Origin of the sequence: Bacillus sp. UNCCL81 (genome assembly GCF_900112535.1) — a bacterium.
Lineage (GTDB): Bacteria > Bacillota > Bacilli > Bacillales > Bacillaceae_G > Gottfriedia > Gottfriedia luciferensis_B.
In genome coordinates this window covers 1-17,298 of record NZ_FOMF01000022.1, presented here as the reverse complement: position 1 = coordinate 17,298, position 17,298 = coordinate 1, and the positions used below count along the sequence as shown (strand labels likewise).

Sequence of the window (17,298 nt, the reverse complement as noted above, 5' to 3'; positions counted from 1 at the left end):
TTAAAAATGAATAAAAAAATTCACCACTTAAAAGAGGTGAATTTAATGTTTATTTTTTTGGTATTTTAATTGTAATTTGATAATAGTCATCATGTTCTTCTTCTTGACTATCAATATTCATGCCTGTTTTAGTAACCATTTGTAAAGATTCACGGATCGTATTCATCGCAATTCTAATGTCTTTACTAATGGCCTTAAATTTACGTTTAGCTTTTGGCTTTTTCTCAGTAAGTAATGTAACGACTCGTTCTTCAGTTTGTTTAACATTTAACTGTTTTTCAATTATTTCTTGAAGAAGAGTAATTTGTAGTTGAGGCAACTTTAATGGAATAAGTGCTCTTGCATGACGTTCCGTAATCGACTTATCCAATAATGCTTGTTGTATTTCTCCTGGAAGTTTCAACAATCTCAGTTTATTTGCAACAGTCGATTGACCTTTACCTAATCGCTGAGCTAAAGCCTCTTGAGTTAAGTTATGTAAATCAATTAGTTTTTGGTAAGCTACGGCTTCTTCAAAAGGAGATAGTTCTTCACGTTGTAAGTTTTCAATCAGAGCGACGGAGGCAGTCTCTGTATCGTTAAATGTTTTCACTATTGCAGGAATTGTATCCCAACCTAAAGATGAAACGGCTCTGAATCTTCTTTCCCCGGCAATTATTTCATAAAAGTTTGGTCTAATTTCCCTAACAACAATTGGTTGAATAATACCATGAGTTCGAATCGTTAGCGCTAGTTCTTTAATTTTTTCATCATCAAAGAATGTTCTAGGCTGATACTGATTCGGTACAATGTCCGATACTGGAATTTGGCGAATAACTTCATTACTCGAAACCGAATTTTCATTAATTTCTTTTTCTGATAAGCCAAATAACCTAGATAATGTGCTTTTCAATGTGATTCCCACCCTTTTAGAATTTCGTTCACAATAGAATAAACATAACAAATGTTTCACGTGAAACATTTGTTAGTTTATCATATTAAACCTCTAATGGTTCTTTACCAGGGGTACCCGGTTTGCGAGGGTACTTAGTTGGCGTTTTGCGTTTCTTTTCTACTATAACAATATTTCGATCACTGTCTTCGCTTGGGAGAGTAAAGTGATTAATTGATTTAACTTCTCCACCAAGTGTTTTTATAGCATAATTTGCTTTATCCAACTCTTCTTGACCAGCTGCGCCTTTAAGTGCAACAAAATGGCCATTCGGTCTAACAAGTGGTAAGCATAATTCAGTTAACACAGACATTCTAGCAACTGCTCTAGCAGTTACAACATCGAAAGATTCTCTCATACCAGTTCTTTTAGCAAAAGTTTCTGCTCGATCATGAATAAATGATACATTCTCTAATTGTAATTCCTTCGCTAAATGGTTTAGAAATGTAATCCTTTTTTGAAGGGAGTCTACGATCGTTAATTTGATAGATGGGAAACATATTTTAATTGGGATAGAAGGGAAGCCCGCTCCTGCACCAATATCACATAAAGTAATTTCATCAGCGAAGTCAAAATAAAAGGCAGCGCTAATTGAATCATAAAAATGCTTTAAATATACTTCTTCTTCTTCTGTAATAGCAGTTAAGTTCATTTTATTATTCCACTCAACTAATGTGTGGAAATATATATCAAATTGTTTTAATTGAAAATCAGACAAATGGATTCCTTTATCTTTAAGAGCAGCGATAAATTGTTCTTTATTCACTAGTAATACCCCTATCTATTATTAGTTCGATATTCTTGCAATTTTTCCTTGTTCTAAATAAACAAGTAGAATTGAAATATCTGCTGGATTAACACCAGATATACGAGAAGCTTGACCTACTGATAGAGGACGCACTTGCTCAAGCTTTTGTCTTGCCTCAGTAGCAAGGCCATGAATAGCTTGATAATCGATATTTTCAGGGATTTTCTTTAAATCCATTCTTTTCATACGTTCTACTTGATTTAATGATTTTTCAATATAACCTTCATACTTAATTTGTATTTCAACTTGCTCTTTAACATCCGAATGTAAGTCTTTTTCAGATGGAGAAAGAAGATGGATATGCTCATAAAGCATTTCAGGACGACGTAAAAGATCTGCTGCACGAATGCCATCTTTCAGTTCACTACCACCATTTTTTGCGATTAATTCCTGTACTTCTTTTGTTGGTCTTAATTGTGTTGTTTTTAAGCGCTCTATTTCTTCTTCAATTAACATTTTCTTTTGTTCAAACTCTGCATATCTTTCATCGTTTATTAAACCAAGTCTTTGACCGATTTTAGTTAAACGTAAATCGGCATTATCGTGACGTAATAATAATCGATATTCTGCTCTAGAAGTAAGAAGACGGTATGGTTCATTTGTCCCTTTCGTTACTAGATCATCTATTAAAACACCAATGTAAGCTTCAGAGCGATCTAAAATTAACTCTTCTTTATCTAGTGAACGACATGCAGCGTTAATTCCTGCGATTAAACCTTGACCGGCTGCTTCTTCATAACCCGAAGTTCCGTTAATTTGACCAGCAGTATACAGATTCTTAATTTGCTTAAGTTCCAATGTTGGCCATAATTGAGTAGGTACTATCGCGTCATATTCAATTGCATATCCAGTTCTCATCATTTGAACATTTTCAAGACCTGCAATTGAACGCAGCATCTTTTCCTGTACATCTTCAGGTAAACTAGTTGATAATCCTTGCACATAAACTTCTTGAGTATTTCTTCCTTCTGGCTCTAAGAAAATTTGATGTCTCGGTTTATCATTAAATCGGACAACTTTATCCTCAATAGAAGGACAATAACGTGGCCCAGTACCTTTAATCATACCAGAGTACATCGGCGAACGGTGTAAGTTATCGTCGATGATTTGATGTGTAGTTTCACTTGTATAAGTTAACCAACAAGGAATTTGTTCTGTTTCAACTGGTTCTGTTTCAAATGAAAATGCACGAGGTACATCATCGCCAGGTTGTATTTCTGTTTTTGAATAATCAATACTATGACTATTTACACGAGGAGGCGTACCTGTTTTAAAACGAACAAGTTCAATCCCTAATTCCTCTAAGTGCTCAGAAAGCTTAATTGCTGGCTGTTGGTTATTAGGACCACTTGAGTATTTTAATTCTCCTACAATAATTTCTCCGCGTAAAAAAGTACCTGTTGTAATGACAACTGTTTTTGAACGATAAATAGCACCAGTTTGTGTAATTACACCTGTACATTGTCCATCTTCTACAATTAATCTTTCTACTAATCCTTGCTTTAGTGTTAGATTCTCCGTATTTTCAATGGTTTTCTTTAATTCGTGTTGATAAGCAAATTTATCCGCTTGAGCACGCAATGCGCGTACTGCCGGACCTTTACCCGTATTTAACATTCTCATTTGAATATGTGTTTTATCGATATTTCGACCCATTTCACCGCCAAGTGCATCAATTTCACGTACAACAATCCCCTTGGCAGGACCACCTACTGACGGGTTACAAGGCATAAATGCGACCATATCAAGATTTATTGTCAGCATTAGTGTTTTTGCACCCATTCGAGCAGATGACAAACCGGCTTCACATCCAGCATGACCAGCTCCAATAACGATTACATCATAATTGCCTGCTTCAAAACTCATCTTTTCTCCTCCTAACCATTATTTCCCTAAACAGAATTGAGAAAATAGCTGGTTGATTAAACTTTCCTGAACTGTATCTCCAACGATTTCACCTAACAATTCCCATGCTCTTGTTAAGTCAATCTGTACTAAGTCAATCGGCATACCATTTTTCATGGCCTCAATCGCGTCATTGATTGTCTGTTCTGATTGCTTTAATAGCGCAATATGTCTAGCATTAGATAAATAAGTTAAATCTTGTGCCTCAATTTGCCCTTCAAAATATAAGTCGGCTATTGCTTTTTCTAAATCATCAATTCCTTTTTCTTCTTTTAAGGAAGTTGTAACAACTTTAGCATTACCAACTAACGCCTTTACTTCATTCAGATCGAGCTTTTGTGGCAAATCTGTTTTGTTAATGATCACAATTACGTCTTTACCGCTCATTTCGACAAACAATTTACGATCTTCTTCACTTAATTGCTCATTATTATTTAAAACAAATAAAACTAAATCAGCTAAGTTCAATACTTTTTTAGATCTTTCTACACCAATTGCTTCTACAACATCCTTAGTTTCACGAATACCGGCTGTATCAATTAGGCGTAATGGCACACCTTTTACATTAACGTATTCTTCAATTACATCACGTGTTGTACCTGGAATATCAGTAACAATTGCTTTGCTTTCCTGGACAAGTGTATTTAAAAGAGACGATTTCCCAACATTAGGTCTACCAATAATGACAGTAGATAGTCCTTCACGTAAAATTTTACCTTGTTTTGATGTTTCTAGCAGTTTTTGTATTTCAACACGAACTGTTTTCGCTTTTTCAATTAAAACAGTATTGGTCATTTCTTCAACATCATCATATTCAGGGTAGTCAATATTTACTTCAATATGAGCTAAAATTTCAAGTAATGTTTGTCTTAAGCCATTAACTAACTTTGACAATCGACCTTCCACTTGATTCATTGCGATCGCCATTGCCCTGTCAGTCTTTGAACGAATTAAATCCATTACTGCTTCTGCCTGAGATAGGTCGATTCGTCCATTAAGAAATGCTCTTTTTGTAAATTCACCAGGCTCCGCTAATCTAGCACCTTGTGATAGTACTAATTCAAGTACTTTGTTAACCGAAAAAATTCCACCATGACAATTTATTTCGACAACATCTTCACGTGTAAACGTTTTCGGTGCCCTTAAAATCGAGACCATAACTTCCTCAACAGTATTACCCGAACTTGGATCGACTAAATGTCCGTAATGGATTGTGTGTGAATCTACTCTATTTAAATCTTTTTCTTTAAATAATTTATTCGCTATTTGAACAGCTTCATCGCCACTTAATCGAACGATGGCAATTGCACCTTCGCCTTTTGGTGTCGATATGGCTGTAATTGTATCGAATTCCATCAAAAAATCACCTCGGAGCATGTTAAACAAAAGTTAACATGTTACTTCTAAATCTATAGCATAGCATAAAGAATTTTATAATTGAATGTTTTTATATTATAACCGTACCAAAGTACAAGTAAACTTAAATGACTTGAATGAACAATATTAAAAAACCAATTAAGGCTTAGCCCTTAATTGGTTTCTTTAAATCTATAATTAATTGACGATGTGGATCTTGTCCTACAGACTTTGTAGAGATATTCGGCATATCTGTTAGTATATGATGTATAATTTTTCTTTCGAAAGAAGGCATTGGCTCTAAAGAGATCGCTTTTCTTGTTTTTAAAACTGTTTGAGCAGTCTTTTTTGCAAGAATTTCTAGCGATTCCTTACGTTTTAATCGATAATTTTCTGCATCAACGACAACATGAATCAATTGTTTTGAATGACGATTAACAAATGTTTGAACTAAGAATTGAAGAGCATTTAAAGTATTACCTCTTTTTCCAATAATAAGGGCAACCTTATCACCCTTTACTGTAAATAAGAAGGTTTGTTCTTTAGTACCTTGCAATTCGAAATTTACATCTGCAGTTTCATCAAGACTCTTAACAATATTTAAAAGGTAGTCATATGCTTTTTCGATTAAAGTCTTCTTTTTAACAACTAATACTTTAGCAGGTTTAGCACCAAATCCTAAAAATCCTTTTTTGCCGTCTTCGATTACTGTAATTTCTACGTCTTCTTCTGTTGAACTAAGTTGCTGAAGTGCTAATTGAACTGCTTGTTCGATTGTTTGACCAGTAGCAGTTACTTCTCTCACTTACTAGCCCCTCCTACATTGTTATTTTTAACGGTAGTGTTACCTCTATTAACAAATAATGTTTGAAGAATCATAAATGTGTTACCAACTACCCAATATAAAGCTAAAGCAGATGGTAGTCTAACAGCAAATATTAAAATCATGATTGGCATAACATAAAGCATGATTTTCATTTGTTGAGCAGCAGGTCCTGTCATTGAACCAGTACTCATTGATACTTTTTGTTGAATGAAAGTTGTAATACCAGCGATGATTGGTAAAGCATAAATTGGATCCGGATGTCCTAATTGGAACCATAAGAAGTCATGCGCTTTAATTTCCATTGTTCTCATAATTGCATGATAGAAAGCAATTAAGATTGGCATTTGAATAAAAATAGGTAAACAACCAGATAGCGGATTTACACCATGTTGTTGATACAACTTCATTGTTTCTTCATTTAATTTTTGGACAGTTTTTTGGTCCTTTGAAGAATATTTTTCTTTAAGTTTGGCCATTTCAGGCTGGATTGATTGCATCGCTTTTGTACTTTTAATTTGTTTAATCATTAACGGTAGTAATGCTAAACGGATTAAAAGTGTTACGACGATAATCGACATTCCATAACTTCCACCAAAAATTTTAGATACAGCTGTGATTAACCATGATAGTGGATAAACGAAATACTCATTCCAAATCCCCGTACTTTCAGACGTAATCGGTTGGTTTGTTTGCGAACACCCAGCTAACACGACTACTAATAAAAGAACTGTAACTAGCAATTGGTACTTCTTAGTCTTCAAACTAGTTCCTCCTTTAAGAAGTTACATTTAAATATGTAATTACTTAATTTGATTTTTATCTAATTTATGTTTTGAATCACGTATTTTAAGCGCTTCCGCCCTTTTCAACACATGAATTAAACTTTTTTTAAATTCATTAAAAGGTAGTTCAGTACAGGGCTTTCTTGCGATTACAACATAATCCATATTTACACGAAGATCATCACTTAATTCAGTAAGAGCTTGTCTTATATACCGCTTAATATGATTTCTTTCTACAGCATTACCTAACTTCTTACTAACAGATAATCCTATACGAAATTGCTTTTGATCTTCCTTTTTTAATGTATAGATTACAAATTGTCGATTTGCAGTTGACGATCCCTTTTGAAAAACGCGACTAAAATCTGCATTCTTTTTTATTCTGTTTTTCTTGTTCATGTTCTACTGACACCTCAAATGATTCCTTCAATTATCATAACAATTTTTTTATAAAAAATGAGGCCCTTTTTACTTACAAATTGTGACATAAAAGCAAAAAAGGCCTTCTTATTAGTGAAAAAGACCACTGTTGACAGTGGCCTACGCAGATAATACTTTTCTTCCTTTACGACGACGAGCTGCTAGAACTTTACGTCCATTTGCAGTGCTCATACGGCTACGGAAACCATGTACTTTGCTGCGTTTACGTTTGTTTGGTTGAAATGTTCTTTTCATTATATGACACCTCCCTGAGGAATTACTGTAATAGACAGTCCTATAAATTATAAAGAATAACTACTATTAATGTCAATGTAAGATGTTAAATCATGATTAATAATTATTTCCAATTTGTGAAGAATGGTTGATCCAGTGAGTTTTAATAAGAAAAAAATAAAAAAAAGTCACTTATTTTATAAAAGAAATGCGATTTACTCCTATCATTTCCCTCCAATAAATTTATAAACGATTAATCAGAGCAGAAAAATATGGTGTCGAAAGATTTTTTGAAACGCACTTTTCAGTGAATAAAAAAATCTACATAAAACTACTTCTTTCCCTTTTCTTAAAATTGTTAAGTGCTCTGTGGATAATATTTTTCTACACATTTTTTACCCACAGCAGTTACTGACAACTTTTACACAAGTCCGTTTTCTGTGGACAATTTTTTTAAACAAGTGGATTAGCATGTGGATAACATTAACTACTCATTGAAATAGCTAAAGATTTTTGATATTATTAATTTGTTTTCCACTTTGGACAAGTTGTTTTTTATTTTTATTTGTCCACAGATGTTAATAACTTGTGGACAGGTTTTACACTTGTACCATTTTTAAGTTATCCACATGGGTGAATACTGTCAAATAAAGTGGATTTTTGCAGTTTTATAAAATAACGCATATTCAAAGACATGAATAAAAATAAATACTTAATTTATGTGCTTGTACAAAAGTTGAACAAGCTTTGTAAGGAGGGATTACTGTTTGGAAAATATAGGGGATCTGTGGTCCAGGGTTCTAGCAGAAATAGAAAAAAAAATAAGTAAACCAAGCTTTGAAACATGGCTAAAATCAACAAAGGCATTTTCTTTAAAGAATGATACTTTAACAATTATTGCCCCAAATGAATTCGCTCGTGATTGGCTTGAGTCTAAGTATTCATCTTTAATAATGGATACAGTTTTAGAAATAACTGGAGCGGAATTAGAAATCAAATTTATCCTTCCTCAAAATCATGTAGAAGAAATAGAGATGAATATACCGGCCGTTAAAGCCAAAGTAAAATTTGAAGAACCAGTAGAGTTCAACCAAAGTATGTTGAACCCTAAATATACTTTTGATACTTTCGTAATTGGTTCAGGTAACCGTTTTGCCCACGCAGCATCATTAGCGGTTGCCGAGGCACCTGCAAAAGCCTATAACCCATTATTTATATATGGGGGCGTTGGGTTAGGGAAAACCCACTTAATGCACGCAATTGGACATTATGTACTCGAGCATAATCCAAATGCCAAAGTCGTTTATTTATCATCAGAAAAATTTACAAATGAGTTCATTAATTCAATTCGTGATAATAAAGCAATTGAATTTAGAAATAAGTACCGTAATGTAGACGTGTTACTTATAGACGATATTCAGTTCTTAGCTGGAAAAGAACAAACACAGGAAGAATTTTTCCATACTTTTAATACACTTCATGAAGAAAGTAAACAAATCATTATCTCAAGTGACCGACCACCTAAAGAAATTCCTACATTAGAAGATCGACTTCGCTCACGATTTGAATGGGGCCTTATTACAGATATCACACCACCAGATTTAGAAACTAGGATTGCGATTTTACGTAAAAAGGCTAAGGCTGAGGGGTTAGATATTCCAAATGAGGTAATGTTATATATTGCAAATCAAATTGATACAAATATCCGTGAATTAGAAGGAGCACTTATTCGTGTAGTTGCTTATTCATCGTTAATTAATAAGGATATAAATGCTAGCGTGGCCGCTGAAGCCTTAAAGAATTTAATTACAGCGACGAGGCCTAAAACAGTATCAATACATGACATTCAACGAACAGTTGGAGAAGTTTTTAGTATTAAATTAGAGGATTTTAAAGCAAAGAAACGTACAAAATCCGTAGCCTTCCCAAGACAGATTGCAATGTATCTTTCAAGAGAGCTGACAGACCATTCTTTACCTAAAATAGGAGAAGAGTTTGGAGGACGAGATCATACAACTGTTATTCATGCGCATGAAAAAATCTCAAAATTAGTCGAAACTGACTCACAGCTGCAATCTCAAATTAAAGAAATCAATGAAAAATTAAATCAGTAGAGTTATTTACCTGTGCATAACTTTCTCTCTTTTTTACACAGTCTATCCACATGTTGATAGACTTATTTTTCTTTAATAAATTATAGTTATCCACAAATTCACAGGCCCTACTACTATTACTATATTATTTTATAAATTATATAAGGAGTACAAACAATGAAATTTACTGTACAAAAAGATCATCTTGTTAAAGCTGTACAAGAAGTTATGAGAGCTGTTTCATCAAGAACAACTATTCCAATCTTAACTGGTATTAAATTAGTCGTTACAAATGAAGGACTAACTTTCACAGGTAGTGATTCAGATATATCTATAGAATCTTATTTACCAATAGTATTAGATGATCAGCAACTAGTTGATGTAAAACGAACTGGAAGCATTGTATTAAATGCTCGATATTTTAGTGATATTGTAAAAAAATTACCTTCAGATTTTGTCGAATTAGAGTCTGATAATAATTATGTAACAACAATAAGAGCCGGAAAAACTGAATTTAGCTTAAATGGCTTTGACTCTGAGGAATATCCACTACTTCCTCAGATTGAAGAACATGAAACAATTTCTATTTCTGCAGATTTATTAAAATTTATGATTCGTCAAACTGTATTTGCAGTATCAACTTCAGAAACTAGACCAATTTTAACTGGTGTAAACTGGAAGATTGAAAATGGTGATCTAACGTGTATAGCGACAGATAGCCATCGATTAGCTTTAAGACAAGCTAAAATTGACGGAAGTTCTATAACAAGTGAATTTAAAGCTAGCGTAGTAATTCCTGGGAAAAGTCTAAATGAATTAAGTAAAATTCTAGATGACAATAATGAAAAAGTAGAAATCGTCTTAACAGAACATCAAGCTTTATTTAAGACAAAACATCTATTGTTCTTTACTCGACTATTAGAAGGTAATTATCCTGACACATCAAAGTTAATTCCAAGTGAAAGTAAAACGGAACTAACTGTAATGACGAAAGAATTCTTACAAGCAATTGATCGTGCTTCTTTATTAGCAAGAGAAGGTAGAAATAATGTTGTTCACTTAGAAACAGTTGGCAGCTCAGTGGTCAATATTTCCTCTTATTCTCCTGAAATCGGTAAAGTAGTAGACGAAATTGTTTGCGAGGATATTAAAGGTGAAGAGTTAAAAATCTCTTTTAGTGCGAAGTATGTTATGGATGCATTAAAAGCAATAGAAAGCCCAGAAATTTATATTCAATTTACGGGGGCAATGAGACCATTTTTAATTCGTACTGTAAATGATTCAAGAACATTGCAATTAATTTTACCAGTTCGCACATACTAGTTAGTAATTTCTATCGAAAGGGGCTGGCCTAATAGAATGTACTAGCAATCTCCAAAGGGCAGAATAAATAAAGAATTTATTCTACAAATTTGTTTGGGGAGTGCATAGTACATTTAGGTCAGTCTTTTTGTACTTAATAGACAAAATAAGGGTTAAGTGTTTTTTTTCTTATAGAAGTTTAGTACAATTAAGGAATGGATAAATGAGGGTGATAAAAAATGAAAACAGAAAAAGTTAAAATAAATACAGAATATATTACATTAGGCCAATTTTTAAAGCTTGCGGGTGTAATTGATACAGGTGGAATGGCTAAATGGTTTCTATCGGAGCATGAAATCTTTGTAAACAATGAACCTGAGAATAGAAGAGGAAAAAAATTAGTTTTAAATGATACAATTTCTATAACTGGAAAAGGTTCGTATATTATAACTTCATAAGTTTTGGGGGAATCCCATTGTATATTAAAGATTTACAGCTAAAACAATATCGTAATTATGAAAAACTTGAGTTGAATTTTCAAAATAATGTTAATGTCATTATTGGTGAGAATGCTCAAGGTAAAACAAATTTAATGGAATCCATTTATGTGCTAGCTTTAACAAAGTCCCATCGAACAAGCAACGACAAAGAAATGATACGGTGGGATGAAGAATATGGTACAATAAAGGGTACGTTACAGAAAAAAAATCAGCAAGTAACACTACAGCTAATCCTCTCAAAGAAAGGTAAGAAAGCAAAGCTGAACCATCTTGAGCAGATGAAGTTAAGTCAATATATAGGCGTGATGAATGTCGTTATGTTTGCACCGGAAGATTTACATTTAGTAAAAGGTAGTCCGCAAGTGCGTCGTAAATTCCTAGATATGGAACTAGGACAAGTTTCGCCTGTTTACCTACATGAACTAAGTCAGTACCAGAGAATCCTCCAACAGCGAAATTCACTACTAAAAACATTACAAACTAGCCGAGATCGGAACTATTTAATGCTTGAAGTCCTAACATCTCAGCTTGTAAAACATGCCGTAAAAATAATTGAAAAACGAATTTCGTTCATCAAATTACTACAGGATTGGGCATCGCCTATTCATAGTCAAATTTCTAGAGAGACCGAAAAGCTAGAAATTATATATAAACCAAGCATTAATGTATCAGATTTAACAGATTTGACGAAAATGGAAGATGAGTACATAAAACTATTCGAAGCTGAAAAAGAGCGTGAAGTATCAAGAGGTACTACATTGCTTGGTCCGCATAGAGATGATTTGGTTTTTATGGTAAATGATAAAAACGTTCAAACTTTTGGATCGCAAGGACAGCAGCGGACAACAGCTCTTTCATTAAAACTAGCAGAAATTGAACTGATTAAAGAGGAAGTTGGAGAATATCCCATACTTTTATTAGATGATGTCCTTTCAGAGCTAGATGACTATCGTCAAACACACTTATTAAATGCAATTCAAAATAAAGTACAGACTTTTGTCACAACAACAAGTGTCGACGGGATTCAGCACGAAACGATAAAACAAGCTAATATTATAAATGTTTCACATGGAACAATTATAAGTACTTCTCGATAAATAATTTATGAAATTTCTACTACGCCGCCTAAAAAGCATAGCTGAAATTTACTAATTCTTTTATGTAAAATAAAAAAAGTAGGTGAGTGTTCATGACAATGGATCAAAAGATGCAAGAACATAATTATGATGAAAATCAGATACAAGTTCTTGAAGGTTTAGAAGCCGTACGTAAAAGACCGGGTATGTATATCGGTTCTACGAGCGGAAAAGGATTACATCACTTAGTATGGGAAATCGTTGATAATAGTATAGATGAGGCATTGGCTGGATACTGTGATGAGATTAATTTAACGATTGAAGAAGATAATAGTATTACTGTTAAAGATAATGGCCGTGGGATTCCAGTAGGTATCCATGAAAAAATGGGTAGACCTGCACTAGAAGTAATTATGACGGTACTTCATGCGGGTGGAAAATTTGGCGGTGGTGGATACAAAGTATCTGGTGGATTACACGGGGTTGGTGCTTCAGTAGTAAATGCACTGTCTACTTTGCTAGAAGTTCACGTTCATCGTGAAGGTACTATTTATTATCAACAATTTTCTAAAGGTATACCTGTTGAAGATATGAGTATCGTTGGTGAAACTGATGTTACAGGTACGATTACTCATTTTAAACCTGATGTAGAAATTTTCACTGAAACGACAGTTTATGACTTTGATACATTAGCAAACCGTTTAAGAGAACTAGCATTCCTTAATAGAGGTATTCGCTTAACAATTGAAGACCGTAGAGAAAATAAACAAAAGAAAGAATTCCATTATGAAGGTGGAATTAAATCTTACGTTGAACATTTAAACCGTTCTAAAGAAGTAATACATGACGAACCAATTTTTGTTATTGGTGAAAAAGATGGAATTAGTGTAGAAATTGCACTTCAATATAACGAAAGCTATACAAGTAATATTTACTCATTCACGAATAATATTAATACACACGAAGGTGGTACGCACGAGGTTGGGTTTAAAACAGCTTTAACTCGTGTAATTAATGATTATGGTCGTAAGAATGGTTTAATTAAGGATCAAGATAGCAACTTATCTGGTGAGGATGTACGTGAAGGATTAACAGCAATCGTTTCTATTAAACATCCAGATCCACAGTTTGAGGGACAAACAAAAACTAAATTAGGTAATAGTGAAGTTCGTACGATTACTGAGCAAGTTTTTGGAGAAAAACTTGAAAAGTTTTTATTAGAGAATCCAACAGAAGCTAAAAAAATAGTTGAAAAAGGTTTAATGGCGGCTAGAGCGCGTGTTGCTGCTAAGAAGGCTCGTGAGTTAACAAGAAGAAAAAGTGCTTTAGAAGTATCAAGTTTACCTGGGAAATTAGCAGATTGTTCTTCAAAAGATTCTTCTATTAGCGAAATTTATATCGTTGAGGGTGATTCAGCGGGTGGAAGTGCAAAACAAGGACGAGACCGTCACTTCCAAGCAATTCTTCCTTTACGTGGAAAAATTATTAATGTAGAAAAAGCTCGACTTGATAAAATTTTATCAAATAACGAGGTGCGTTCAATGATTACTGCTTTTGGTACCGGAATCGGTGATGATTTCGATATCGAGAAAGCACGATATCATAAAATTATATTGATGACGGATGCTGATGTAGATGGTGCCCACATCCGTACTTTATTGTTAACGTTCTTATATCGTTATATGCGTCAAATCATTGAAAGTGGTTATATTTATATTGCTCAACCACCTTTATATAAGATCCAGCAAGGGAAAAAAATACAATATGCTTATAATGATCGACAAATGAATGAGATTATGTCGACTTTAAATGCAGTACCAAAACCTGTTATTCAACGATATAAAGGTCTAGGTGAAATGAACCCTGATCAGTTATGGGAAACTACAATGAATCCAGAAACTAGAACGTTACTACAAGTTAACCTTCAAGATGCTATCGAAGCGGATGAAACGTTTGAAACGTTAATGGGCGAAAAAGTGGAGCCAAGACGTAACTTTATTCAAGATAACGCTAAGTATGTAAAGAATTTAGATATTTAATATGTATTTGTAAGGAGCTTTTATGCTCCTTTTCTCAGGTAGATACGGAAACTAAAGGGAGGTGCCGATGTTGAGTGAAAATCAACAAATTAAAGAAATAAATATTAGTCATGAAATGCGTAATTCCTTCCTAGATTATGCAATGAGTGTAATTGTTTCTCGAGCGTTACCAGATGTACGAGACGGCCTTAAGCCTGTGCATAGAAGAATTTTATATGCAATGAATGATTTAGGTATGACAGCTGATAAAGCCTATAAAAAGTCAGCGCGTATCGTTGGTGAAGTAATTGGTAAGTATCACCCGCATGGTGATTCTGCTGTATATGAAACAATGGTACGTATGGCTCAGGACTTTAACTTCAGATATATGTTAGTAGATGGCCATGGGAATTTTGGATCAGTTGATGGAGACGCGGCGGCGGCGATGCGTTATACAGAAGCTAGAATGTCTAAAATTTCGATGGAATTGATTCGTGATATTAATAAAAACACGATTGATTATCAAGATAACTATGATGGTTCAGAAAGAGAGCCAATCGTTCTTCCTGCACGATTCCCTAACTTGTTGGTAAACGGAGCAACGGGTATAGCGGTTGGTATGGCTACGAATATTCCTCCTCACCAATTAGGTGAAGTAATTGATGGTGTACTTGCATTAAGTAAAGACCCCGAAATCACTACACAAGAATTAATGGAATATATTCAAGGTCCTGATTTTCCTACATCAGGTATGATTTTAGGTAAAAGCGGAATCCGTAAGGCCTATGAAACTGGTAAAGGTTCGATCATCATTCGAGGGAAAGTTGAAATTGAAGAAAAAGCAAATGGCAGACAAACGATTATTGTTACAGAATTACCATATCAGGTAAATAAAGCCAAGCTTGTTGAACGAATTGCTGAACTAGTTCGAGATAAGAAAATTGAAGGTATTACTGATTTACGTGATGAATCTGACAGAAATGGTATGCGTATTGTCATTGAAGTTAGAAGAGACGCGAACGCAAATGTACTTTTAAATAATCTTTATAAACAAACTGCTCTTCAAACAAGTTTTGGTATTAATTTATTAGCACTTGTTAATGGTGAACCAAAAGTTCTATCTCTAAAGAGCTGTTTAAAACACTATTTAGACCATCAAATTGTTGTTATTAAACGTAGAACACAGTTTGAGTTGGAAAAAGCAGAAGCGCGTGCACATATTTTAGAAGGTTTAAAAGTTGCTTTAGACCATTTAGATGCGGTAATTAGCTTAATTAGAGCTTCTCAAACAGGAGAAATCGCTAAACATGGCTTAATGGAAACTTTTAATTTATCTGAAAAGCAAGCTCAAGCAATCTTAGATATGAGGTTACAACGTTTAACTGGTTTAGAGCGCGAGAAAATTGAAGAAGAATATCAAGAGCTAATCAAGTTAATTGCAGAATTAAGAGAAATTCTTGCAAATGAGGAAAGAGTTCTTGAAATTATTCGAGAAGAATTAACTCAGCTAAAAGAGCAGTATAATGATAAACGAAGAACAGCAATAGTTCCTGGTGGATTAGAAATCATTGAAGATGAAGACTTAATACCAGTGGAGAATATCATTTTAAGTTTAACTCATAATGGATATATTAAACGTCTTCCAGTTTCTACTTACCGATCTCAACGTAGAGGTGGACGTGGTATTCAAGGAATGGGTACTAATAATGATGACTTCTTAGAGCACTTACTAACAACTTCAACACATGATACTATTTTATTCTTTACGAATAAGGGAAAAGTATACCGTTCAAAAGGTTATGAGATTCCAGAGTATAGCCGTACAGCTAAAGGATTACCTATCGTAAACTTACTTGAAATCGATCGCGATGAAAATATTAACGCTATTATTCCAGTAAGTGAATTTTTAGAGAATTGGTACCTATTCTTTACAACAAAACAAGGAATAGCAAAACGTGTACCTTTATCTGCCTTTGCAAACATTCGTACTAACGGGTTAATTGCAATTAATTTAAAAGAAGATGATGACGTAATATCGGTACGTTTAACTGACGGAACAAAAGATATTGTTGTCGGTACTTCAAAAGGTATGATGATCCGTTTTAATGAAGATGATGTTAGATCGATGGGAAGAACGGCAACAGGTGTTAAAGCAATTACACTTTCTGATGATGATTATGTTGTTGGAATGGAAGTTGTTGAAGAGCATTTAGATATTCTTGTTGTCACGGAACTAGGTTATGGTAAGCGAACTGCACAGGAAGAATACCGAATTCAAAGTCGTGGTGGTAAAGGTCTAAAAACGCTTAATGTTACAGATAAAAACGGTAAAATGATTTCGTTAAAATGTGTAAGTGACGAAGAGGATTTAATGTTAATTACTGAGTCTGGTGTAATGATTCGTATGCCAATTGACCAAATTTCACGTTTAGGTCGAGTTACTCAAGGTGTTAAATTAATTAAACTTGATCAAGAAGGTCATGTTGCGACTGTAGCAATTGCTGCGAAAGAAGAAGAGGAAATTGATGAAGAAGCTGAAAATGAAGCTGATGAAGCAGTGACTCTTGAAAACGAAGATGAGATTGAAACAACAGAAGAGTAATTGAGCTGTGACTAGTAGAGAGAACAATTAGGTTCTCTCTTTTTTTGACTGTATATTAGTGAACTATTTTTGATTAAGAACTTACTAGTTCTATTTTGATTAGTATATCTCTATTATTTGTACTACTTTAGACAAGGGTTAAAATGCTTGAGATGAAGGGGATATTAATGAAGAATAAGGTTTTGTATTTTTTTTGAAATTATATTATAAAAACTATTGACCAAGGTTATCAGATTTGTTATTATATAGAAGTCGCCAAGAGATACGGACGACAAAGTGAACTTTGAAAACTAAACAAAACATGAAGTAAACGTCAATTATTAGTTTTTTGAGCAGTACAAGATTTAAACTTAACTTTTATGGAGAGTTTGATCCTGGCTCAGGACGAACGCTGGCGGCGTGCCTAATACATGCAAGTCGAGCGGACTAATGGGAGCTTGCTCCC

Annotated in this window: 14 protein-coding genes and 1 rRNA gene; 7 read left to right on the top strand and 8 right to left on the bottom strand. The window is 33.9% G+C overall.

All coding sequences use genetic code 11. The features are described from left to right. Positions 1-49: 49 nt before the first annotated feature. The 8 genes from noc to rpmH all read right to left on the bottom strand — a co-directional run bounded on the left by noc (position 50) and on the right by rpmH (position 7,283). On the bottom strand, positions 50-892 hold the full coding sequence (gene noc / locus BM319_RS23765) for a nucleoid occlusion protein (protein WP_025568950.1): 843 nt from the start codon (positions 890-892) through the stop codon (positions 50-52). An 85-nt stretch (positions 893-977) separates the two neighbouring features. Continuing rightward, positions 978-1,697, bottom strand: coding sequence for a 16S rRNA (guanine(527)-N(7))-methyltransferase RsmG (gene rsmG, locus BM319_RS23760; protein WP_069033643.1), 720 nt, complete (start codon positions 1,695-1,697; stop codon positions 978-980). A gap of 21 nt (positions 1,698-1,718) precedes the next feature. Beyond that, positions 1,719-3,605 (bottom strand): tRNA uridine-5-carboxymethylaminomethyl(34) synthesis enzyme MnmG, encoded by a 1,887-nt coding sequence (mnmG, locus tag BM319_RS23755; protein ID WP_069033642.1) that lies wholly within the window; start codon positions 3,603-3,605, stop codon positions 1,719-1,721. Positions 3,606-3,623: 18 nt separating this feature from the next. Next, positions 3,624-5,000, bottom strand: a complete 1,377-nt coding sequence (gene mnmE / locus BM319_RS23750; RefSeq protein WP_069033641.1) for a tRNA uridine-5-carboxymethylaminomethyl(34) synthesis GTPase MnmE — start codon at positions 4,998-5,000, stop codon at positions 3,624-3,626. Positions 5,001-5,166: 166 nt separating this feature from the next. Further along, positions 5,167-5,805, bottom strand: a complete 639-nt coding sequence (jag, locus tag BM319_RS23745) for an RNA-binding cell elongation regulator Jag/EloR (RefSeq protein WP_069033640.1) — start codon at positions 5,803-5,805, stop codon at positions 5,167-5,169. Further along, a complete protein-coding gene (gene spoIIIJ / locus BM319_RS23740; protein WP_069033639.1) occupies positions 5,802-6,587 on the bottom strand; it encodes a YidC family membrane integrase SpoIIIJ in 786 nt (261 codons plus the stop codon). The genes jag and spoIIIJ overlap by 4 nt, the downstream gene beginning before the upstream one ends. Positions 6,588-6,626: 39 nt before the next feature. Next, entirely contained in the window at positions 6,627-7,007 is a 381-nt protein-coding gene (rnpA, locus tag BM319_RS23735; protein WP_069033638.1) for a ribonuclease P protein component, read from the bottom strand. A gap of 141 nt (positions 7,008-7,148) precedes the next feature. After that, positions 7,149-7,283 (bottom strand): 50S ribosomal protein L34, encoded by a 135-nt coding sequence (gene rpmH / locus BM319_RS23730; protein ID WP_056467137.1) that lies wholly within the window; start codon positions 7,281-7,283, stop codon positions 7,149-7,151. Positions 7,284-8,029: 746 nt separating this feature from the next. On the opposite strand from rpmH, the gene dnaA reads away from it, so the two are divergent. The 7 genes from dnaA to BM319_RS23695 all read left to right on the top strand — a co-directional run. Beyond that, a complete protein-coding gene (dnaA, locus tag BM319_RS23725) occupies positions 8,030-9,376 on the top strand; it encodes a chromosomal replication initiator protein DnaA (protein ID WP_069033637.1) in 1,347 nt (448 codons plus the stop codon). 156 nt (positions 9,377-9,532) lie between these two features. Continuing rightward, positions 9,533-10,678, top strand: coding sequence for a DNA polymerase III subunit beta (dnaN, locus tag BM319_RS23720; RefSeq protein WP_069033636.1), 1,146 nt, complete (start codon positions 9,533-9,535; stop codon positions 10,676-10,678). Between the two features lie 218 nt (positions 10,679-10,896). Then, positions 10,897-11,115 carry a S4 domain-containing protein YaaA gene (gene yaaA / locus BM319_RS23715; RefSeq protein ID WP_069033635.1) on the top strand — a complete coding sequence of 73 codons (219 nt, stop codon included), beginning with the start codon at positions 10,897-10,899 and terminating at the stop codon, positions 11,113-11,115. Between the two features lie 17 nt (positions 11,116-11,132). Next, on the top strand, positions 11,133-12,254 hold the full coding sequence (gene recF / locus BM319_RS23710) for a DNA replication/repair protein RecF (protein WP_069033634.1): 1,122 nt from the start codon (positions 11,133-11,135) through the stop codon (positions 12,252-12,254). A 98-nt stretch (positions 12,255-12,352) separates the two neighbouring features. Further along, the gene (gene gyrB / locus BM319_RS23705) at positions 12,353-14,272 is read left to right on the top strand and encodes a DNA topoisomerase (ATP-hydrolyzing) subunit B (RefSeq protein WP_069033824.1); all 1,920 of its coding nucleotides are present in this window, start codon (positions 12,353-12,355) and stop codon (positions 14,270-14,272) included. Positions 14,273-14,342: 70 nt separating this feature from the next. Then, the gene (gene gyrA / locus BM319_RS23700; RefSeq protein ID WP_069033823.1) at positions 14,343-16,853 is read left to right on the top strand and encodes a DNA gyrase subunit A; all 2,511 of its coding nucleotides are present in this window, start codon (positions 14,343-14,345) and stop codon (positions 16,851-16,853) included. Between the two features lie 356 nt (positions 16,854-17,209). Next, positions 17,210-17,298, top strand: a 16S ribosomal RNA gene (locus BM319_RS23695); the annotation flags it as partial.

Coding starts and splice junctions, on each gene's coding strand:
- mnmG (WP_069033642.1), bottom strand. CDS start 3,605: ATGAGTTTTGAAGCAGGCAATTATGATGTAATCGTTATTGGAGCTGGT.
- dnaN (WP_069033636.1), top strand. CDS start 9,533: ATGAAATTTACTGTACAAAAAGATCATCTTGTTAAAGCTGTACAAGAA.
- mnmE (WP_069033641.1), bottom strand. CDS start 5,000: ATGGAATTCGATACAATTACAGCCATATCGACACCAAAAGGCGAAGGT.
- rnpA (WP_069033638.1), bottom strand. CDS start 7,007: ATGAACAAGAAAAACAGAATAAAAAAGAATGCAGATTTTAGTCGCGTT.
- gyrB (WP_069033824.1), top strand. CDS start 12,353: ATGGATCAAAAGATGCAAGAACATAATTATGATGAAAATCAGATACAA.
- yaaA (WP_069033635.1), top strand. CDS start 10,897: ATGAAAACAGAAAAAGTTAAAATAAATACAGAATATATTACATTAGGC.
- rpmH (WP_056467137.1), bottom strand. CDS start 7,283: ATGAAAAGAACATTTCAACCAAACAAACGTAAACGCAGCAAAGTACAT.